The 19,699-nt window shown below is 73.6% G+C and carries 15 protein-coding genes; 8 read left to right on the forward strand and 7 right to left on the reverse strand.

What is annotated here, in order from left to right; translation table 11 throughout:
• The first annotated feature begins 24 nt into the window (after positions 1-24).
• Positions 25-1,506: a CoA-acylating methylmalonate-semialdehyde dehydrogenase gene (locus ACN267_RS03240; RefSeq protein ID WP_421490380.1), complete on the forward strand. Its 1,482-nt coding sequence runs from the start codon at positions 25-27 to the stop codon at positions 1,504-1,506.
• A gap of 73 nt (positions 1,507-1,579) precedes the next feature.
• Here the strand turns inward: ACN267_RS03240 and ACN267_RS03245 are convergent, their stop codons facing one another.
• Positions 1,580-2,569: an N-acetylglucosamine kinase gene (locus ACN267_RS03245; protein ID WP_421487869.1), complete on the reverse strand. Its 990-nt coding sequence runs from the start codon at positions 2,567-2,569 to the stop codon at positions 1,580-1,582.
• A gap of 201 nt (positions 2,570-2,770) precedes the next feature.
• Here ACN267_RS03245 and ACN267_RS03250 point away from each other — a divergent pair, with 201 nt between their 5' ends.
• From ACN267_RS03250 to ACN267_RS03280, 7 genes are all read left to right on the forward strand, one after another.
• Positions 2,771-3,718 carry a MurR/RpiR family transcriptional regulator gene (locus tag ACN267_RS03250; RefSeq protein WP_204959076.1) on the forward strand — a complete coding sequence of 316 codons (948 nt, stop codon included), beginning with the start codon at positions 2,771-2,773 and terminating at the stop codon, positions 3,716-3,718.
• Positions 3,715-4,464: an SIS domain-containing protein gene (locus ACN267_RS03255; RefSeq protein WP_281895915.1), complete on the forward strand. Its 750-nt coding sequence runs from the start codon at positions 3,715-3,717 to the stop codon at positions 4,462-4,464. The genes ACN267_RS03250 and ACN267_RS03255 overlap by 4 nt, the downstream gene beginning before the upstream one ends.
• Positions 4,465-4,489: 25 nt before the next feature.
• Positions 4,490-5,926 (forward strand): N-acetylglucosamine/diacetylchitobiose ABC transporter substrate-binding protein, encoded by a 1,437-nt coding sequence (ngcE, locus tag ACN267_RS03260; RefSeq protein WP_421487870.1) that lies wholly within the window; start codon positions 4,490-4,492, stop codon positions 5,924-5,926.
• 20 nt (positions 5,927-5,946) lie between these two features.
• Positions 5,947-6,855: a carbohydrate ABC transporter permease gene (locus ACN267_RS03265; RefSeq protein WP_204959073.1), complete on the forward strand. Its 909-nt coding sequence runs from the start codon at positions 5,947-5,949 to the stop codon at positions 6,853-6,855.
• Between the two features lies 1 nt (position 6,856).
• A complete protein-coding gene (locus ACN267_RS03270; protein WP_421487871.1) occupies positions 6,857-7,777 on the forward strand; it encodes a carbohydrate ABC transporter permease in 921 nt (306 codons plus the stop codon).
• An 86-nt stretch (positions 7,778-7,863) separates the two neighbouring features.
• Entirely contained in the window at positions 7,864-9,558 is a 1,695-nt protein-coding gene (locus ACN267_RS03275; protein ID WP_281895923.1) for a bifunctional 3'-5' exonuclease/DNA polymerase, read from the forward strand.
• A 434-nt stretch (positions 9,559-9,992) separates the two neighbouring features.
• Positions 9,993-10,586: a nucleotidyltransferase family protein gene (locus tag ACN267_RS03280; protein WP_204959610.1), complete on the forward strand. Its 594-nt coding sequence runs from the start codon at positions 9,993-9,995 to the stop codon at positions 10,584-10,586.
• Positions 10,587-10,711: 125 nt separating this feature from the next.
• Here ACN267_RS03280 and ACN267_RS03285 read toward each other — a convergent pair whose 3' ends face one another.
• From ACN267_RS03285 to ACN267_RS03310, 6 genes are all read right to left on the reverse strand, one after another.
• Positions 10,712-11,362, reverse strand: coding sequence for a hypothetical protein (locus ACN267_RS03285; RefSeq protein ID WP_204959070.1), 651 nt, complete (start codon positions 11,360-11,362; stop codon positions 10,712-10,714).
• A 77-nt stretch (positions 11,363-11,439) separates the two neighbouring features.
• The gene (locus ACN267_RS03290; RefSeq protein ID WP_145920781.1) at positions 11,440-12,249 is read right to left on the reverse strand and encodes a metal-dependent hydrolase; all 810 of its coding nucleotides are present in this window, start codon (positions 12,247-12,249) and stop codon (positions 11,440-11,442) included.
• A 102-nt stretch (positions 12,250-12,351) separates the two neighbouring features.
• The gene (locus tag ACN267_RS03295; RefSeq protein ID WP_421490381.1) at positions 12,352-13,905 is read right to left on the reverse strand and encodes a serine/threonine-protein kinase; all 1,554 of its coding nucleotides are present in this window, start codon (positions 13,903-13,905) and stop codon (positions 12,352-12,354) included.
• A gap of 172 nt (positions 13,906-14,077) precedes the next feature.
• Positions 14,078-16,144 carry a protein kinase domain-containing protein gene (locus ACN267_RS03300; RefSeq protein ID WP_421490382.1) on the reverse strand — a complete coding sequence of 689 codons (2,067 nt, stop codon included), beginning with the start codon at positions 16,142-16,144 and terminating at the stop codon, positions 14,078-14,080.
• Positions 16,145-16,283: 139 nt separating this feature from the next.
• On the reverse strand, positions 16,284-17,615 hold the full coding sequence (locus ACN267_RS03305) for a glycosyltransferase family 4 protein (protein ID WP_421487872.1): 1,332 nt from the start codon (positions 17,613-17,615) through the stop codon (positions 16,284-16,286).
• A 142-nt stretch (positions 17,616-17,757) separates the two neighbouring features.
• A complete protein-coding gene (locus ACN267_RS03310) occupies positions 17,758-19,698 on the reverse strand; it encodes an amylo-alpha-1,6-glucosidase (RefSeq protein WP_421487873.1) in 1,941 nt (646 codons plus the stop codon).
• Position 19,699 lies beyond the last annotated feature (1 nt).

Genomic DNA, 19,699 nt, shown 5'->3' on the forward strand with positions numbered 1-19,699 from the left:
GCGCCCACGGTGGACGCTGCCCGGATCGGGCACTTCGTCGACGGTAGGCGGATCGACGGGACGTCCGGCCGGCACGGGGACGTCTTCGACCCGGCGACCGGTCGGCGTACCGGCCTCGTGGCGCTGGCCGACGCGGCGGACGTCGCGGTGGCGGTCGGGGCGGCCGGACGGGCCGCCCGGAGTTGGCGGGACGCCTCGCTGGCCCGGCGCACGGCGGTGCTGTTCGCCTTCCGGGAGCTGGTCCACGCCCGCCGGGACCGGCTCGCCGAGGTGATCACCGCCGAGCACGGCAAGGTGCTCGCCGACGCCGCCGGCGAGGTGCAGCGCGGCCTCGAAGTGATCGAGTACGCCTGCGGCATCGCCTCGGTATTGCGCGGGCGGTTCAGCGAGAACGTCTCCACCGGGGTCGACTCGTACAGCCTGCGGCAGCCGCTGGGGGTGGTGGCGGTGATCTCGCCGTTCAACTTCCCGGTGATGGTGCCGCTGTGGTTCGTGCCGGTCGCGGTGGCCTGTGGCAACGCGGTGGTGCTCAAGCCGAGCGAGAAGGACCCGGGTGCGGCGCTGCTGCTGGCCGAGTGGTTCGTCGAGGCGGGCCTGCCGGCCGGGGTGCTCAACGTGGTCAACGGCGACGCCGAGGCGGTCGACGTGCTGCTGGACCACCCCGACGTGCGGGCGGTGTCGTTCGTCGGTTCCACACCGGTCGCCCGGCACGTGCACCGGCGCGCGACGCTCACCGGCAAGCGGGTGCAGGCCCTCGGCGGGGCGAAGAACCACCTGGTGGTGCTCCCGGACGCCGATCTGGACCTGGCCGCCGACGCGGCGGTCAACGCCGGGTTCGGCTCGGCGGGCGAGCGGTGCATGGCGATCTCCGCGCTGGTGGCCGTGGAGCCGGTCGCCGACGCCCTGGTGGCGCGGATCGCCGCGCGGGTGACCGGGCTGCGTACCGGCGACGGGCGGCGCGGCTGCGACATGGGTCCGTTGGTGACCGCCGCGCACGCGGCCCGGGTACGCGGGTACGTGGCGGCCGGGGTGGCCGCCGGGGCGGTGCCGGTGGTGGACGGTCGGGACGTCACCCCGGACGGGGACCCGAACGGGTTCTGGCTGGGGCCGACGCTGTTCGACCGGGTCACCCCGGACATGTCGATCTACACCGACGAGATCTTCGGCCCGGTGCTCGGTGTCGTCCGGGTCGACTCGTACGACGCGGCGTTGGCCCTGGTGAACGCCAATCCGTACGGCAACGGCACGGCGGTCTTCACCAACGACGGCGGGGCGGCCCGGCGCTTCCAGCACGAGGTGGAGGTGGGCATGGTGGGGATCAACGTGCCGATCCCGGTGCCGATGGCGTACTACTCGTTCGGCGGGTGGAAGGCGTCGCTCTTCGGTGACCTGCACGCCCATGGTGAGGACGGGGTACGGTTCTTCACCCGGGGCAAGGTGGTCACCAGCCGCTGGCCGGATCCGCGCCACGGCGGGGTGAACCTCGGCTTCCCCACCCAGACCTGACCCACCAGACCTGACCCGGTCGGGGCACGCGGTCTGACCGACAACGATCACGCGGCGGCCGGTACTCGGCCGGTCAGCCGCTCGGCGGGACCAGCAACGCGTGCAGGGTCACCGGGTCGGTGATCTCGGGCAGGGTGCGGGCGGCCAGCCAGGCCGCCGCCGCCGCGCCGTCCCCAGCCGAGTGGACCGGGGCGTCCGGCCAGCGACGGCCCGCCTCGGCCCGGACCGCCGCGCCGAGCGGGGTGTCGCCGGTGAGCAGCCCACCGCCGAGCACCAGCGGCGTCGTCACGCCGTCCGGGCGAATCCGACCGGCGCTGGTGACCAGGTGCGCGGCGGCCCGGTGGAGCAGTTCGGCCGCGCCCGGGTCACCGGCGACGGCGGCGTCGACGACCAGCGGGGCGAACCGGGCCAGTTCCACGGGTGGTCGACGGGTGACCGCCTGGACCACCGCATCGACGGTGTCCCGGGGGCGGGCGGCCACCCCGGTCGTGCCGGTCAGCTCGGCGAGCAGCCGCCGGCCGAGCGGGCCGGGCGCGGTGCCGGTGTCCAGGTCGGCCAGGAGTGCCCGGACCGCCTCCCGGCCCAGCCAGAAGCCGGAGCCGGCGTCGCCGAGCAGCCAGCCGTGCCCGTCGGCGATCCGGTCCAGCCGCAGGTCGCATACCTGGGCGGCGATCGCCCCGGTGCCGGCGATCAGGATCGTGCCGTCGGGCGCGGCGGTGCCGGAGGCGTACCCGACGAGGGCGTCGCTGTGCACCGCGTACGGGCAGCGCAGGCCGGCGTCCGACCAGGCCCGGTCGAAGGCGGCCCGACCGGCCGGGTCGGCGCGTAACCGGCCGGCCCCGGCGAGCCCGATCGCCCCGGCGTGGACCCGGGCCGGATCGACCCCGCGTAGCGCCTCCCGCAGTGCGGTGGACAGTTCGACGGCGGCACGTTCGGCACCGTGGCTGGTGGGGTTGCCGCCGCCGGCCCGGCCGGTGCCGAGGCGTTCGCCGGTGAGGGTCAGGGCGGTGGCCCGGGTGGCCGTACCCCCGATGTCGAGGCCGACCACGACGGTGTCGGACATCCTCGCGGGCCTCCCGGGGGTGCGCTGGTCCAGGGGTGTCCATGCTGTTCGGTGCGGTGCCGCAGGGCAAGACCGGGGGTTCGGAGCGGGCCGCGCGGCAGGTAACAGTTTGAAAACTTCGCCCATGGTCTTGACAGGAAGGGGCCTTCAGTAAGAACTTTTACCACTAACAGTTAACACTCTTTTCCGAAAGGCGCGTCGATGGCCGAGCACGAGGCGGACACCACCGCGGCAACCGCGGTGGTCGATGCCGAACCGGTCGACCGGCGCAGCGCGGACGGGGTGCTGGCCAGGGTCCGGGCCGGCGCGGGAGAGTTGACGGGAGCGTTGCGCCGGGTCGCCGAGCAGGTGCTCAGCGACCCGGAGGCAGCGGCCCGCGCCACCATCGTCGAGCTGGCCGAACGCAGCGGCACCTCACCGGCCACCATCACCCGGTTCTGCCGGGCGATGGGCTTCGACGGCTACGCCGACCTGCGCCTCGGCATCGCCTCCGAGACCGGCCGGGCGCGTTCGGCCGGCTGGACCGTCGACATCGGCCGGGAGATCCAACCCGGCGACCCGCTGGAGCGGGTGCTCGACCAGATCATGGCCGCCGACACCCGGGCCATGCACGACACCGCCACCCTGCTCGACCTCGCCGAGGTCGAACGGGCCGCCGTCGCCATCGCCGGCGCCGCCCGGGTCAACATCTTCGGGGCCAGCGGCAGCGCGCTGGTCGGCGAGGAGATGCAGTTCAGCCTGCACCGCATCGGGGTCGCTGCCTGGGCTTGGAGCGACGTGCACGAGGGGCTGGCCAGCGCCGCGCTGCTCGGCCCCGGCGACGTGGCGCTGGGCATCTCGCACACCGGGCAGACCCGGGAGACCATCGAGATGCTCGCCGAGGCGGACAGCCGGGGGGCCACCACCGTGGCGCTGACCGGGTTCCCGCGCTCGCCGCTGGCCGAACTGGCCGACATCGTCCTGCTCACCGCCAGCCAGGCCACCACCTTCCGGCCGGACGCGCTGTCCGCCCGGCACCCCCAACTCGTCGTGCTCGACCTGCTCTACATCGCCGTGGCGCAGCGCACCCACGACCGCGCCCACGCGGCCTTCCGGCGTACCGCCCAGGCCGTGCAGGGGCACAAGGCCGCGAAGGGGACCACCTCATGATCAGTGCCCAGGGGTACGCGCGGGCCGTCCGGCCCGTCCTCGACCGGCTGCTCGACACCCAGGCCGACGCGATCGGCCGGGCCGCCGACCTGATCGCCACCAGCCTGCGGGCCGGCGGGGTGCTCCAGGCGTTCGGGGCCGGCCACTCCGAGGCGTTCGCCGCCGAACTGGTGGCCCGCGCCGGCGGCCTGGTCCCCACCAACCGGATCGGCCTGCACGACCTGGTGCTGCACGGCGACGCCCCGCGCGACGTGCTCACCGACCCCAAGCTGGAACGCGACCCGGCCGTGGCCCACCAGCTCTACCCGCTGGCCCGGTCGCAGCCGGCCGACGTCTTCCTGATCGCCTCGCAGTCCGGCATCAACGGCTCGGTCGTCGAGCTGGCGACGCTGGTCACCGGGCACGGCCATCCGCTGATCGCGGTCACCTCGGTCGCGCACACCGCACGGGTCGCACCCCGCCACCCGTCCGGGCGTCGACTCGCCGAACTCGCCGACGTGGTGCTGGACAACGGCGCCCCGTACGGCGACGCACTGCTGCCGCTGGAGGGCGGCGGCGCGGTCTGTGCGGTCTCCTCGGTCACCTCCGCGCTGCTGGCGCAACTGGTGACCGCGGAGGTCGTCCGACGGTTCCACCAGGCCGGAGAGGTACCCCCTATCTACCTCTCCGCCAACGTCCCCGGTGGGGACGCGCACAACCTCGCCCTCGAGTCGCGGTACGCCGGGCGTCTCCGGCGCACCGCCTGACCCGGACACCCAAGGAGAGACGACGATGTCGAATACCCCCGAGACCCCCGCCGCGCTGAACCGGCGCACCCTGCTGGGCCGCACCGCCGCGGCGGGCCTGCTCGCCACGCCGGTGGTCAGCCTGCTGGGCGCCTGCGCCACCAGCGGCTCCGACGAGACCACCACCAAGGCCGAGGAGGGCACCAAGAGCGCCGCCAACCCGCTGGGGGTCGCCGAGGACGCCCCGCTGGAGGTGGTCATCTTCAACGGCGGCTACGGCGAGAAGTACGCCACCGACGTGCACGAGCCGCTGTACAAGAAGGCGTTCCCCAAGGCGGAGATCAAGCACCAGTCCACCCAGGCGGTCTCCACCGTGCTCCAGCCCCGGTTCGCCTCGGGCAACCCGCCGGAGTTCGTCAACAACTCGGGCGAGAAGCTGATCGACTTCGGCTCGCTGGTGGCCGACGGGCAGCTGATGGACCTCACCGAGCTGTGGGACGCCCCGTCGGTCGACGACCCGAGCAAGAAGGTCCGCGACACGGTCGTGCCCGGCACGGTCGAGGCGGGCTCCTTCAACGGCAAGCCGTACGTCCTGTACTACGTCTCCACCGTCTTCGGCATCTGGTACTCGGGCAAGCTGTTCAAGGACAACGGCTGGGCACCGGCGAAGACCTGGTCGGAGTTCACCGCCCTGCTCGACGGCATCAAGTCCAAGGGCATCACCCCGTACGGCTACGCCGGGGCGAACGCGGCCTACTACCAGTGGAACGTGATCCTGACCCACGCCGCGAAGATCGGCGGCACCGACGTGCTCAAGAACATCGACAACCTGGAGGACGGCGCCTGGCAGCAGGACGCGGTCAAGCAGGCGGCGCAGGCGTGGGAGGAGATCGGCGCCAAGTACGTCGACAAGAGCTTCGAGGGGCTCAAGCACACCGACGTGCAGCTGCGGCAGAACCAGTACAAGCTGGCCCTCTACCCCAGCGGCGACTGGCTGGAGGGCGAGCAGAAGAAGGACACCCCGGCCGGCTTCGAGTACCAGCTCATGCCGGTGCCGAGCCTGTCCGGTTCGGACAAGCTGCCGGCGACCGCGGTGCGGGCGACCGCCGGTGAGGGCTACTTCGTCTCGGCCAAGAGCAAGAACCCGCGCGGTGGTCTGGAGTACATGCGCCAGATGCTCTCCGTCGCCGGGGCGAAGGGCTTCACCGAGGTGGTCAAGGCCCCGACCGTGGTCACCGCCGGCAGCACCGGCTTCGCCTTCCCGCCCGGCGTGGCCAGCTCCCAGGCCGCCCTCGCCGCCGCCGGCAAGGACGTGTTCAACCTGTACTTCGACGGTTGGTACAAGGAGCTGGACACCGAGGCGCGGACCGCCACCAACGAGCTGATGTTCGGCCGGATCAAGGCCGACGCCTTCGTGGAGCGGATCCAGAAGCGGGCCGACGCCATCAAGAAGGACAGCTCCGTCGCCAAGTTCACGCGCTGACCGATCGGAGAAGCGGGATCATGCGGCACGGCAAGTATCCGTTCGTGATCGGGTTCCTGTTCGCCCCGGTCACGCTGTACGTGGTCTTCGTCATCGCACCGTACGCGCAGGCGTTCCAGATCTCGATGACCAACTGGCGGGGGCTGTCCGCCCCGCAGTGGGTGGGCTTCGACAACTACCGGCGGCTGCTCGACGACGGGCGCTTCTGGCAGGCGGTCCAGCACCACGGCGTACTGCTGCTTGCCCTGCCGCTGATCACGATCGCCATCGCGTTGTTCTTCGCCTTCCTGCTCAACGTGGGTGGGCGCAGCGTGGGCGGCCAGCGGCAGGGGGTCCGGGGGTCGAAGTTCTACCGGGTGGTGTTCTTCTTCCCCCAGGTCCTGGCGGTGGCCATCATCGCGGTGCTGTTCCAGATGGTGTACCGGCCCAACGAGTCCGGCCTGATCAACGGCGTGCTGATGAAGCTCGGGCTGGACCCGGTGCTGTTCCTGGTCCGGCCGAACCTGGCCCTGTGGTCGATCATCGCGGTGCTGGTCTGGCAGGCCGTCGGCTTCTACGTGGTGCTCTTCTCGGCCGGGATGGCCTCCATTCCGGGGGAGATCTACGAGGCGGCCGAGATGGACGGGGCGAGCAAGGTGATGCTGTTCTTCCGGGTCACCCTGCCGCTGCTCTGGGACACCCTCCAGGTGGCCTGGGTCTACCTCGGCATCGCCGCGTTCGACGCGTTCGCCATCGTCGCGGTGCTCTCGGTGGACAGCGGCGGCCCGGACGGCGCGACGACGGTGCTGGCGGTGGAGATCTACCGCAACGCCTTCGTCTACTCGAAGTACGGCTACGCCTCGGCGATGGGTGTGGCGCTGTTCTTCCTCACCCTCACGTTCGCGGCGCTGACGCTGCGGTTGACCAAGCGGGAAAGCGTGGAGTACTGAGATGGCCGCACAGACGACGCTGCCGCCGGCCGCGGCGGACACCCCGCCCGGCCGGCCCGCCGCCCGCACCCGTAGGGGCCGGGGCGAACACCGCGAGGTACGACTGTTCAGCGGGCTCGGTCAGCTGGCGCTCGCCGTCTGGGCGGTGATCGTCATCGTGCCGATCCTCTGGACGTTCCTGGCCGCGTTCAAGAACACCGGCGAGATCTTCAGCAGCCCGTGGACGCTGCCGGCGGAGCTGCGCTGGGAGAACTTCGGCCGGGCCTGGACCAAGGCGCACGTCGGCCGCTACTTCCTCAACAGCGTCTTCGTGGTGTCGTGCAGCACCTTCGGCACCATGCTGTTCGGTTCGATGGCCGCGTACGTGCTGGCCCGGTACAAGTTCCGGGGCAACCGGGCGATCTACTACCTGTTCGTCTCCGGGTTGGCCTTCCCGGTCTTCCTGGCGCTGGTGCCGCTGTTCTTCGTGGTCCGCAACCTGGGGCTGCTGGACACCCACACCGGGGTGATCCTGGTCTACATCGCCTACTCGCTGCCGTTCACCATCTTCTTCCTGGCCGCGTTCTTCCGGACGCTGCCGAACTCGGTGGCCGAGGCCGGCATGATCGACGGCTGTTCGCACACCCGGCTGTTCTTCCAGGTGATGCTGCCGATGGCCAAGCCGGGCCTGATCAGCGTGGCGATCTTCAACATCATCGGGCAGTGGGCGCAGTACCAGTTGCCCCTGGTGCTGCTCTCCAACGCCAAGGACAAGTGGGTGCTCACCCAGGGCATCGCCGACATCTCGGTCAACGCCGGCTACGAGGCCGACTGGTCCGGCCTGTTCGCCGCGCTGACCATCGCCATCCTGCCGATGATCATCGTGTACGCGATCTTCCAGCGGCAGATCCAGTCCGGCCTGACCTCCGGCGCGGTCAAGTGACCGGTCGGGATGGCGGGGTCGCCTCACCCCGCCATCCCGACCGCTGACCCGGAGCGGGTGACCCGGGCCGGGGTGTCACAGGGGCGGTGCAGAATCGGGCCGTGGCGGTGCTGGCGGTGGCGGCGGGGGAGCGGGGCGGTGGCGCCCTCCAGCCGTTGGACGCCGCCGGTCACCCGGCCGGTCCCGTCGAGCCGGTCGACGACCTGCCCGCCGCCGTGGCCGCCCGCGAGGCGGCCGAGCATCCCCGCTGGGTGTGGGCTTCGGGTGCGACGCTCTACCCGGTCCTGCTGCGCGCCGGGGTGCGGGTCGAGCGCTGCCACGACATCGAGCTGACCGAAGGGCTGCTGCTGGGGCACGCGGGCCGGTGGGGTGAGCCCCGCTCGCTGGCCGCCGCGTACGCCCGGCTCACCGGGGCCGCCGTCCCACCCGACCCGCCGCCCCGGCCGGCCGCGCCGCCGGGGCACGGGCAGGCCGCGCTCTTCGAGGCCGTCACCGGCCCGCCGGCCCCCGGCATCGACGCCCTGACCCGGGTGTACGCCGACCAGCTCGCCCGGGTCGCCGCCACCGCCCTTCCCGGCCGGTTCCGGCTGCTGGTGGCCGCCGAGTCGGCAGGCGCGCTGATCGCGGTGGAGATGGCCGCCGTCGGGCTGCCCTGGCGTGCCGACGTGCACGACGAGATCCTCGCCGAGCTGCTGGGTGAGGCGTCCCCGGTGGGTGGGCCGCCGCGGCGGCTGGCCGAGCTGGCCGCCCGGGTCGCCGAGGCGTTCGGCGTCCGGCAGGTGCACGTCGACTCCTCGGCGGAGCTGCTACGCGCCTTCGCCCGGGTCGGTGTGCAGCTGCCCAACACCCGGGCCTGGGTGTTGCGCGGCGTCGACCATCCGGCCGTCCCGTTGGTGCTCGAATACAAGGAGCTGTACCGGATCTGGACGGCGCACGGCTGGGCCTGGCGGGACGCGTGGGTCCGCGACGGCCGGTTCCGCCCGGAGTACGTCCCCGCCGGGGTGGTCTCCGGCCGGTGGGCCACCCGGGGCGGCGGCGCGTTGCAGATCCCCAAGGTGATCAGGCGGGCGGTGGTGGCCGATCCGGGCTGGCGACTGGTGGTGGCCGACGCCGGTCAGTTGGAGCCCCGGGTGCTCGCCGCGGTCTCCGGTGATGCCCGGCTGGCCTCCGCCGGAGCGGCCGGGGACCTCTACGCGGCGCTGGCCCAGGACTCCTTCGGCGGGGACCGGGCCCGCGCCAAGCTCGCCCTGCTCGGCGCGATGTACGGGCAGACCGGCGGTGGGGCGCTGCCGGCGCTGGCCGTGCTCAAACGCAGCTATCCGACCGCCTTCGGTTACCTGGAGGCGGCGGCGCGTACCGGGGAGTCCGGTGGCCTGGTCCGGTCCTGGCTGGGCCGGACCTGCCCGCCGGGCACGGTCGGCTCCGGTGACGCCGACGACGCCCCGGTGGACCCGGACGCCGGGGCGGACCCGCGCTCGCCCCGGGCGCGGGCAGCCCGCTCCCGGGGTCGGTTCACCCGTAACTTCGTCATCCAGGCCACCGCCGCCGAGTGGGCCTCGACGCTGCTCGCCTCGCTGCGGGCAGAGCTGGCCGGGGTCGGTGGGGAGCTGGTCTTCTTCCAGCACGACGAGGTGATCGTGCACTGTCCGGCCGAGCTGGCCGACCCGGTGGCCGAGGCGGTCCGTCGCGCCGGGCAGCGCGCCTCGGCCCTGCTGTTCGGCCCCACCCCCGTACGCTTCCCCCTCGACCTCTCCACCGTCACCACCTACGCCCAAGCCTGACTGTGCGGCCCCAGCCCCCTCAGCCGGCCCCGTTGCGATGTCAGCCCCCGGTGATCAAGAGATTCGCGTCAGATTCGCTGCCCGCGCTGACGCAAACCTCGTGATCGCCGAGTTCGGCGGGGCGGGCTCGGCTGGGCGGTGATCAAGAGGAAAAGGTCAGCCAGCGGGGTGGGGGTGACGTAAAGCTCTTGATCACCGAGGCCGGCGGGGTGGCGAGGCGGTGATCAAGAGGAAAAGGTCAGCTGGCGGGGGTGGGATGGCGTAAACCTCTTGATCACCAGGGCGGGGCGGGTGGCGGCGGGGCGGGGGCAGGGGTGGGTCGGGAGCAGGGGTGGGGTGGGGAGGGGTGGTTCAGGGTATACGCGTGAAATATCCGTTTCGTGCCGACACTGATCCCTCGGGGGCTCGTTGCACCCGGTGTGCGTATCGCAGGAATGATCATCGCGGCGGGTGGGGGGCGTCGGCTCGGCAGCCCCGAGGCGTTGCTGCGCCAGGGGGACCGGCTGCTGGTCAGCTGCATGATCGACACGATGGTGGCGGCCGGCTGTGAGCAGCTGGTGGTCGTGCTGGGGGCGGCGGCCGACGAGGTTCGGGCGGCGGCCGACCTGAGTCCCGCCACGGTGGTGGTCAACCGGGCGTCGGGGGCCGGGGTCGGCTCGTCCATCCGGGCCGGCCTGGCCGCGTTGGCCGACGAACGGGTCGAGGCGGTGGTGGTGGTACCCGTCGACATGCCCGGTCTCACCCCGGAGGCGGTCCGACGGGTGGCCGCGCTGCCGTACCCGGACGTGTTGGCCTGCGCCACCTACGACGGGCTGCGCGGGTACCCGATGCTGTTCGGCCGACGACACTGGGCCGGCATCGCGACCCTGGCCGGTGCCGACATCGGTGCCCGACCGTACCTGCTGGCGCACAAGGACCAGATCGTCGATATCGCCTGCGACTCGGTGGCCGACGGCAACCGGGTGGACACTCCGGAACTGATGGCGCTCTACGGCCTCACCGTGCCACCCCAGCGGGTCGGCGTCTGAGCGCCACCCGGCCGACGGCGTCGGATCAACCGCGCCGCTGGCGGGGTCGGATCGGCCGGGCCGGCCGGTGGCGTCGGGCCGGCGGCGACGTCGGGCCGGCCGGTCAACCAGCGCGCCGCCGGCGGTCAGCCGTCGGGTGGGCGGCAGATGTCGACGGTGTGCCGGGGGCGCAGCCGTCCGTCGAACGCGACGGTGACCGCCGGCCGGTCGACCAACGCGACCCGGACCGTCCGTTCCCCGACGAACTCGGCGTCGATCCGCCCCCGGGGGCGCTCGTAGCGGCAGGTGACCAGTTCCCGGTCGGCGTCGTGGCTGAGCAGCCCGGCGCGGGTACGTACCCGTAGTTCGGTGTGCGGCAGGTCCTTCCAGTCGCGGGTGTCCAGCCGGACCACCGCGTACCGGCCGTCGGGGGAGACGGCCAGCGTGGAGTCCCGTTCGACGGTCGAGGCGAAACCGGTGCGGTACATGCCCCAGGCGCCGGTGCCCACGCCGAGCAGTACCGCGCAGCCGAGCGTGACCGACCGCAGCACGGTCCTGGCGGGCGGTTGCCTGGCGGCCAGCCAGCCGGCGAGCACCAGTGTCAGCGCGGCCAGCATGGCGAGCCCGAGCAGGGGCAGTGGCCGGTGCAGGAAGCGTGCCGCCGGATAGAGCCGGGCGTATCCGGCGTCCCAGAGCACGCCCGCGAAGAGGGCCGACGACAGCAGCGTCAGCAGGCCGGCGAGGAGCCGTCCGCGACCGGAGCCGGCGAGGGGGCGGTTCCCGGGGCCGGCGGACATGCTACGCATCGTAGGCGTGCGGAGCACTCCCGGACCGTCCCACGTTCGGCTGGTCCCAGGGGTGGAACGCCGGTCGGTCAGACCTCGATGTTGAACCGTTGCAGCACCGAGGGGGCGACCAGGCCGACGGCTGCGAGCACGGAGAGCACCGTCAGCGCGGTCCGCAGCACCACCACCTCGGCCTTGCTGCCGGTACGCAACGCGATGCTGTTGGGTAGCCCGATCATCGTCCACATCCGGCGCTTGATCGGGATCGGCCAGAGGATCGGGACCCCGGCCTTGGTGATCATGTCGCCGAGGATGTGCACGAAACAGCCCACCCCGACGGCCAGCCCGATCATCGGATAGCCGCGGTCACCTGGCAGGTTGGCGAAGGTGAACCAGGCGGCGGCGGCCGAGACGAGGGTGACGATCACCCAGCCGGCCCGCTCGGCCCACTCGTCGAAGAGCCCGCGCAGCGCCAGCCCGATCATGAAGAACAGGATGCTGACCACCGCCCACTTGCCGTACGCGGTGCACAGCGCGGTGGTGCCCCAACCGACCAGCACGGTGAACGGGATGGTGTGGGTCAGGGTGCGGTGACCGTTGTTGCGGCGCGGGTCGCGGCTGAGCTTGGTGGCGTAGTAGACGCCGAGCGAGATCTTCTCCATCACCTCGGCGACGAACAGCGAGAACACCCCGAAGGTACGGGCCACCGTCGCGCCGCCCTGGTTACGGGTGACCTTGCCGGAGAGGTCGAGGTCGGGAAAGAGCGCCCCACCGGCGCAGACGGCGGTGCCGACGGCCAGGGCCAACGGCGACTGGTGGTAGTCGGCGAACTGGTCCAGCGCCCACGACCCGGTCAGCCACACCGCCGCGCCCGACAGCGCGTGGGACGGTCCCATCATGTCGCCTCGCCCCTCCCCGTTTTCTTGATCGACAACGCTACGCCACTGTGTCAGAACCGCCGCCCACAGGGCAACAACCTGGTCGGTCCACAGGGGAGGGTGTCAGGCGGCGGCAGGGCGGAAACTCTGCCGGATCATCAGGAAGTATGTCGCGTTGACCTGCCAGTCGAACTGCTCTGTCAACCATGAGACGGTGTAGGCCCGCTGCGGGGCGACCCGGACCAGCAGCCGGGCGGTGTGCAGCCGGGCACCTGTCGGGCCGGTCCACTCGCACTCCCACAGCGCGCCGCCCCGATACATGTCCAGCGCAGAGATGTCCACCCGCCGGTAGCCGGTGAGCCGACCGTCGTCGGTGAGCCGGCGTTCCTCGGCCCGCCAGTGGGCGACCGGGTCGGCCGGGGCGACGCCGGGGGCGATGCTGAGCACCCGGGGGCCACCGGGTTCACGCAGGCAGGTCACCGGTCCGTCGGTGTAGCGCAGCCAGCCGGCCGGCGCGGCGATCCGGAAGCCGTCCGGGTCGGCGTACCAGGTCCAACCCGCCACCAGGCCGAACCGTTCACCCGGCGGCGGTGGCGCGGACCGGACCGGGGCGGCGTCCGCCGGCGCGGGCGCGGCGCACGGGAAGGCCGCCGGCCGGGCCGCCGCGGTGCCCACGCCACCGCCAGGCGTCGACGGGCCGGTGCCGTCCCGCAGCGCGACCGTCGTCCCGACCCCGGCGACCAGCGTGCCCACGACGGCCACCGCGACCAGGACGATCCGCCGCCACCGCCACCGCGATCCACCGACCGGCAGCGGCGAAGCCTCCCCGCCGGCCCGCCCACCGGCCGGTACGGCCGCCCGCGGCGCGGCGGGGGTGGCCACCTGCGGCGCGGCCGGCATGGACGCCTGCGGTGCGGCCGGCGTCGCCGCGAGCGCGGCGCTCAGCCGGGTCTGCGTCTCGGCGGCGGTGAGCCGTCGTTCCGGTTCGCGCCGCAACAGTCCCTCCAGCACCGGGCGCAGCGCCCCGGCCCGCCGCGCCGGGTCGGGCGGCTCGATGGCCAGCGCGCTCAGCGTCGCCATCGCGCTGCCCCGGGCGTACGGCGAATGCCCCTCCACCGCCGCGTAGAGGGTGGCCCCCAGCGACCACAGGTCGGTACGCGGGTTGGAAACCCCGTCGCGGGCGCGTTCGGGGGCGACGAACTGCGGTGAGCCGAGCACCATCCCCGGGCCGGTCATCGCCCCGTCACCGCCGTCGAAGGTGGCCAGTCCGAAGTCGGTGAGGACCACCCGCCCGTCGTCGGCGACCAGGACGTTGTGTGGTTTGACGTCGCGGTGCAGCACCCCTGCGGCGTGTGCGGCGCGCAGGGCGGCCAGCACCGCCAACCCGATCCGGGCGACCCGGTGCGGGTCCAGCGGCCCCTCCTCGGTGAGTATCTGTTGCAGCGAGCGGGAGGGGACGTACTCCATCACGATCCAGGGATTGTCCCCGTCGTGCACCACGTCGTAGATCCGTACCACGTTGGGGTGGTTCAGCCGGGCCGCGGTGCGGGCCTCACGCAACGTGCGCAGCCGTAGCTCCTCGCGTTCGTGCGCGGCGAGCCAGTGCGGCGGGACGACCTCCTTGACCGCGACGTCCCGGTGCAGCATCTCGTCGCGGGCCAACCAGACCCGGCCCATCCCGCCGGCGCCGACCAGAGCGAGCAGCCGGTACCGCCCGGCCACCCGCTGCTCGTGCACGACGTATCCCCCTCGCTGCCCCCGCCACCAGGATATCCACGGTTACCTGGGTGTTCCGCAGCGGCGGACGCGGCCCGGGGCGGGCCGGCCCTGGGCCGAGGGGCGGGGCGGGTCAGGTGGGCGAGGTCAGCTCCGTCGACCGGCCCCGGAAGCTCTCCTGGACCACCGCCAACTCGTCGGCCGCGTCGTCCCAGTCCTCGTCCGCCGACGACCAGCTCAGCATGTATCCGGACAGGTCCCGACCGGGGATCAGCCGGATTCCGTGCTCCCGGCCGCCGAACGGGGTGTCCCAGCGGCACTCCCACTGGGCGCCGTCGCCGTCGAACGCCGCCAGCTTGATCTTGTCGTACCCGGGCAGGGCACCGAAGCCGAGCTGGGCGCGTTCCTCGGCCTGGAGCCGGTCCAGCGCCCCGCCGCCGCCACCGGTCAGCGGTTCCACGCTCAGCGTCCGTCGGCTGCCCGGGTCCCGGAAGCAGGTCACCTGCCCGTCCTGGGTACGCAGCCAGCCGATCGGCACGGCGAGCCGGTAGCCGGTGCCGTCGTACCAGGTCCAGCCGGACGGGGGACGGAAACCGTCGTCCACGGTCGCCGGTCGGCCGGTGACCTTCGTGCCGACCGGGTCGGGACGCAGGCACGGCAGCGGAGGCGGGGCGAGGTCCTGGGCGCCGGGTGGCGGACCCGGCCGGCCCGGACCACCGGCCGGCGGGGCGTACGGGCGGGTCGAGGGGGTGCTGCTGCTGGCCGGCCCGTCGGTGTGCCGTGGTGCGGCCCGGTGCTCCTCGTCGTTGATCGCGACGGTGGTGCCGATGCCGGCCGTCGCCCCCACCGCGAGGGTCACCCCGGCCAGGATCCAGCCCCGGGCGCTGCGGGGCAGCCGGGCGAGCATCCCGGCCGGTCCGCCCGTGCCGGTCGCCCGCCGTGACCCCGCGCCCGTGCCGGCCCGGCCCGGCCCGCGTCCGCCAGGCGTGCCTGCGCCCGGTCCGGGGCCGGGCACCTGCGGTCCGGCCGTTCCCGGCCCGGAACCGGTCGGGTCGCCGGCCGCCGCGCCGTCGCGTCCGTCGGTGTCGCCCGGCCCCGGCGGGTAGCCGGCTGGGTCACCCGACCCGACGACGGTCCGGCCGGGCCCTCCCGACGTCACCTCGGCCGGCTCCCGGCCGGCCCCGCCGGGCGAGAACGCCCCCGCCGCCGCCGGTGGGTGGCCGGTCGGGTCGAGGCCGGCGGCACCGCCAGCCGCGGGGGAGACGGGCCGTTCGGGCGCGTCGGCGGTGATCCGGCGACCGGGTGGTCCCCAGTCCCGCTCGGCGTCGAGGTCCGCGCGGGTACGCGGTGCCACCGGCTCGTCGGTGACCGGTGGCGGCGTCGGCCGGGCCACCCCCATCGGACGGGGGACCTGGAGCACCACAGTGGGCGGCTCGGGCCGGGGCGCCACCCGGGCCACCTCCTCCAGGCGGCGGGCGGCCTCGTCGTGGCGGATGCGCTGCCGGGGGTCGCGTACCAGCAGCCCGTCCAGCACGGGGCGCAGCGCCCCGGCGTGCGGGGCCGGGTCCGGTGGGGAGGTGGCCAGGGCGGCCAGGGTGGCCATCGCGGTGCTGCGGGCGTACGGGGAGCGGCCCTCGACGGCGGCGTGCAGGGTGGCGCCGAGCGACCACAGGTCGGCCTCCACGCTGGACACCCCGTCGGCGGCACGCTCGGGGGCGACGAACTGCGGGGAACCGAGCACCATGCCGGGACGGGTCATCAGCCCGTCACCGCCGTCGAAGGTGGCCAGCCCGAAGTCGGTGAGCATCACCCGACCGTCGTCGGCGACCAGGACGTTCTGCGGCTTCACGTCCCGGTGCAGCACCCCGGCGGAGTGCGCGGCGCGCAACGCGGACAACAGCGCCAGCCCGATCTCGGCGGCGCGGGCCGGGTCGACCGGGCCGGTGGTGTCCAGCACCGTCTGCAACGACCGGGACAGGACATACTCCATCACGATCCACGGTCGTTCCTCGACCTGCACCACGTCGTAGACCCGGACCACGTTGGGGTGGTTGAGCCGGGCCGCCGTGCGGGCCTCGCGCAGCGTCCGCAGCCGCACCTCGTCGCGTTCGTCGTCGGCCAGCCAGGCGGGGGGCACCACCTCCTTGACCGCCACCTCGCGGTGCAACACCTCGTCGCGGGCCAGCCAGACCCGGCCCATGCCACCCCGGCCCACCAAGTTCAACAGGCGGTACCGGCCGGCGATCACTACCTGCTGCACCGTTCTCCTCACCATCGGCCGAGGTACACCGTAGCCAATGGATCGGGACGGACCTATCGGTTGTCTGGTCTCGATCCGGTCAGCAGGCCGCGCCGTCCCATTGCAGCAGGTTGCCCTCGGGGATGGTGATCCGCTGCCGGCCGCCGGCCAGCAGACTCGCCGCCCGCCGGGCCTGGAAACCGCCGTGGTCGCGGCGGGCGGTGGCGTAGCTGCCCGCGGTACGCGCGGCGATGGCCGCCCAGCCGTACCGCTCGCCGACCATGGTGCGGGCCCGCCGCGCCACCCGACGGGCGAAGACCTCGTCGCCGACGAGCCGGTCGACCGCGCCGGCCAGCGCACCCGGGTCGCTGTGCGGGAAGGTGACCCCGGTGACCCCGGACTCGACGATCTCGGCCAGCCCGCCGGTGCTCGCCACCGCCAGCGGGGCACCGGCCGCCGCCGCCTCCAGGGCGATCATGCCGAACGGCTCGTAGAGGCTCGGTACGACCGTCGCGTCGGTGGCGGCGAGCATCGCCGGGAGTTGCCCGGCGTCGAGGAAGCCGGTGAACCGGACGCTGTCGTCGACGTGCAGCCGGCGTACCTGGTCGACCAGTTCGTCCTTGTACGGGCCGTCTCCGGCGATCACCACCCGCAGCCCCGGGTGCCGGTCGCGCAGGTGGGGCACGGCGTCGACGAGGTGCTGGACGCCCTTCTCGTAGACCAGCCGACCGGCGTAGCCGACCAGCGGGCCGTCCCCGGCGAACCGGGCGCGGGCCGAGGCGACCGCCCGGGGCCGGGCCCGGAAGGCCCGGTCGTCGACCCCGTTGGGCACCACGTCGACCCGCCCGGCCGGTACGTCGAACAGCTGGCTGACCTGGGCACGCATGTAGCCGGAGCAGGCGATCACCCGGGTCGAGGCGTTGCTGATCCAGTGCTCGACGCCGTGGATGGTGCGGTTGAGCTCCCCGGGCAGCCAGCCCTGGTGCCGGCCGGCCTCGGTGGCGTGGATGGTGGTGACCAGCGGCAGGTCGAGGTGCTCGGCCAGGGTGACGGCGGTGTGCCCGACCAGCCAGTCATGGGCGTGGATCACGTCGTAGCCGGCGGAGTCGGTGGCCCGCAGGGCGGTCCGGGTCAGGGTGTGGTTGAACGCCATCGTCCAGGCCAGCAGCGACCCGGTGGCCAAGGGGAAGGTCACCGGATCCTCGGGGGCGCGCAGGACGCGTACGCCGTCGGCGTACTCCTCCAGGGGCGCCCCCTCGGCGTGCCGGGTGACCACGGTGACCTCGTGCCCGGCGGCGGCCAGGGCGGTGGCCAGCGCGTGCACGTGCCGGCCGAGGCCGCCGACCAGCACCGGCGGGTACTCCCAGGACAGCATGAGCACCCGCTGGTGCCGGGCGGGGTGGATGTCGATCACGTCGGCGTCTGGTGACATGCGGCCCCCTTCGGGTGGTGTCCTGGGCGCGCGCCGGTAGGACACCATGAGGGTGTCCTGCGCTGGCCCGGGTTCGGGGCCAATCCTGCCGACGGCCGGATAACCAGCGGAGACGCCACCGTTGCCGGTGTGTAACGGGTGCCTATCGGGCCCGTCGGACGCGGAGCAGTTCGGCCACCGACCACGCCTGGAACGGGCATCCGGTGGCGGCGTGCGGGGCGGTGGCGTCCGCCGTCTCGCTCACCGAGCCCAGGCCGAACTCCCCCAGATGTCCGACCAGACCGACCAGCAGGTCGTCGGTGGGCAGCCCGGCCTTGCGGTACGCCTCGACGAACGGCCCGACCAGCCACGGCCAGACCGTCCCCTGGTGGTAGGCGCCGTCCCGCTCGGCCGGCCCGCCCCGGTGCCGGGGTGCGAACTCCGGCGCGTCGGCGGCGAGGCTGCGCGGCCCCAACGGGGTGAACAGCCCGGCCGCCACCCGACGCAGCGCCACCGGGTCCGGCTCCAACGGCGCGTACGGCAGCGACCAGGCGAGCAGCTGGTTGGGGCGCAGCAGGTCGTCGTCGTGGTGCGCCGCCCCACCCAGCGGGTACGCCGGTGCGGGCGCGTCCACCACGTCGTGCAGCCAGCCCGCCGGGGTGGGGAACCGCTTGCCGAACGCCTCCCGGGCCCGGTCGTGCAGCCGCCACAGCTCGTCCGGGTCCTGCCCGGCCAGCTCGGTCAGCTCCGCCAACCCGGCCAACCCGTTGATCCACAACGCGTTCACCTCGACCGGCTTGCCGACCCGGGGGGTCACCGGCACCCCGTACACCCGGGCGTCCATCCAGGTCAGCGCGGTGCCCGGGGTGCCGCCCTGGGTGATCAGCCCGTCGTCCGGGTCGACGGCGATGCCGTACCGGGTGCCGGCCAGGTGCGCCCGCACCACCCCGTGCAGCGCCGGCAGCAGTTCGTCGCCCAGGTCGGTGTCGCCGGTGACGGTGACGTGCCGGCCCACCGCGTGCAGGAACCACAGCGTCGCGTCGACCGTGTTGTACTCCACCCGACCGGTGTCGGCGGTGTTCGCCAGCATCCCCTCCGACAGCGTCGCCGCGTACGACCGCAGCAGCTCCCGCCCCTCGTCGGCCCGCCCGGTGCACAGGAACAACCCCTCGTAGGAGGTCATCGTGTCCCGCGACCAGGCGCCGAACCACGGGTAACCGGCGACCACGTCCGGCCCGGCGGCGGTGCGTACCACGAAGGCGTCGGCGGCCAGCGCCAGGGTGGCGTCCACCGCGTCGGCCGGTTTCGCCGCCGCCGCGACCGCCCGGTTCCGCTGCCGGGCCGCCGCCACCACCTGCGTCGCCGGGGGCGGCTCCTCGGCCAGGTCACCGGCCCAGGCCAGCACCGACACGGTGTCCCCGGGCCGGTCCAGCGCGCCGGAGAACCGCCCGGCGCACCACAGGTCCTCGTCGGGGTGCAGCCCCCGGGCGGCCTCCTCACGGTGGTGCACGCCCAGCCACCACTGCCCCTCGGGCGTCCAGTCCGGGCCGGCGAGGCGGTAAGCGCCCTCGACCACCGCGCCGCCGTCGGCCGGCTCCACCCGGGGCGTCGGGCCGTCGGCCCGCCGCTCGCCGTGCGCGTCGCGCCAGGTGCAGGCGGCCGAGAGGTCCAGCCGGACCGGGCCGCCGGCCACCAGCCGGTGCACCACCGCCACGGCGGAGCGGCCGTACGTCATGGCCAGCTCCCGTTCGATCACCACGTCGCCGATCCGCCACCGCCACCGGGGCAGCCCGTCGACCAGGTCGAAACGTTCCAGGTACTCGAAGCCGCGCGGGTCGACCACCCCGGAGTTCCACTCGTGCGCGCCGAGCCGGACCCGGGCCCCGGACGGCAGGACCACCGCCGGGTCCAGGCTGACCAGTCCCACCCGGCGGGCGGCCGGAGTTTCCCCGGCGACCACCAGCAGACCGTGGTAGCGGCGGGTCCGCAGCCCGCTCACCGTGCCCATGGCGTATCCGCCGAGACCGTCGGTGACCAGCCATTCCCGGGTCGCCCCGTCGGCCAGTTCACCGCAGACCCCCGGCCCGAAACCGAACTCGATCAAC

Source organism: Micromonospora sp. WMMD734, from assembly GCF_049178975.1.
In the GTDB taxonomy this organism is placed as follows: domain Bacteria; phylum Actinomycetota; class Actinomycetes; order Mycobacteriales; family Micromonosporaceae; genus Micromonospora; species Micromonospora wenchangensis.

Coding starts and splice junctions, on each gene's coding strand:
- ACN267_RS03245 (WP_421487869.1), bottom strand. CDS start 2,569: ATGTCCGACACCGTCGTGGTCGGCCTCGACATCGGGGGTACGGCCACC.
- ACN267_RS03250 (WP_204959076.1), top strand. CDS start 2,771: ATGGCCGAGCACGAGGCGGACACCACCGCGGCAACCGCGGTGGTCGAT.
- ACN267_RS03255 (WP_281895915.1), top strand. CDS start 3,715: ATGATCAGTGCCCAGGGGTACGCGCGGGCCGTCCGGCCCGTCCTCGAC.
- ngcE (WP_421487870.1), top strand. CDS start 4,490: ATGTCGAATACCCCCGAGACCCCCGCCGCGCTGAACCGGCGCACCCTG.
- ACN267_RS03265 (WP_204959073.1), top strand. CDS start 5,947: ATGCGGCACGGCAAGTATCCGTTCGTGATCGGGTTCCTGTTCGCCCCG.
- ACN267_RS03270 (WP_421487871.1), top strand. CDS start 6,857: ATGGCCGCACAGACGACGCTGCCGCCGGCCGCGGCGGACACCCCGCCC.
- ACN267_RS03280 (WP_204959610.1), top strand. CDS start 9,993: ATGATCATCGCGGCGGGTGGGGGGCGTCGGCTCGGCAGCCCCGAGGCG.
- ACN267_RS03285 (WP_204959070.1), bottom strand. CDS start 11,362: ATGTCCGCCGGCCCCGGGAACCGCCCCCTCGCCGGCTCCGGTCGCGGA.
- ACN267_RS03290 (WP_145920781.1), bottom strand. CDS start 12,249: ATGATGGGACCGTCCCACGCGCTGTCGGGCGCGGCGGTGTGGCTGACC.
- ACN267_RS03295 (WP_421490381.1), bottom strand. CDS start 13,905: ATGGGCCGGGTCTGGTTGGCCCGCGACGAGATGCTGCACCGGGACGTC.
- ACN267_RS03300 (WP_421490382.1), bottom strand. CDS start 16,144: ATGGGCCGGGTCTGGCTGGCCCGCGACGAGGTGTTGCACCGCGAGGTG.
- ACN267_RS03305 (WP_421487872.1), bottom strand. CDS start 17,615: ATGTCACCAGACGCCGACGTGATCGACATCCACCCCGCCCGGCACCAG.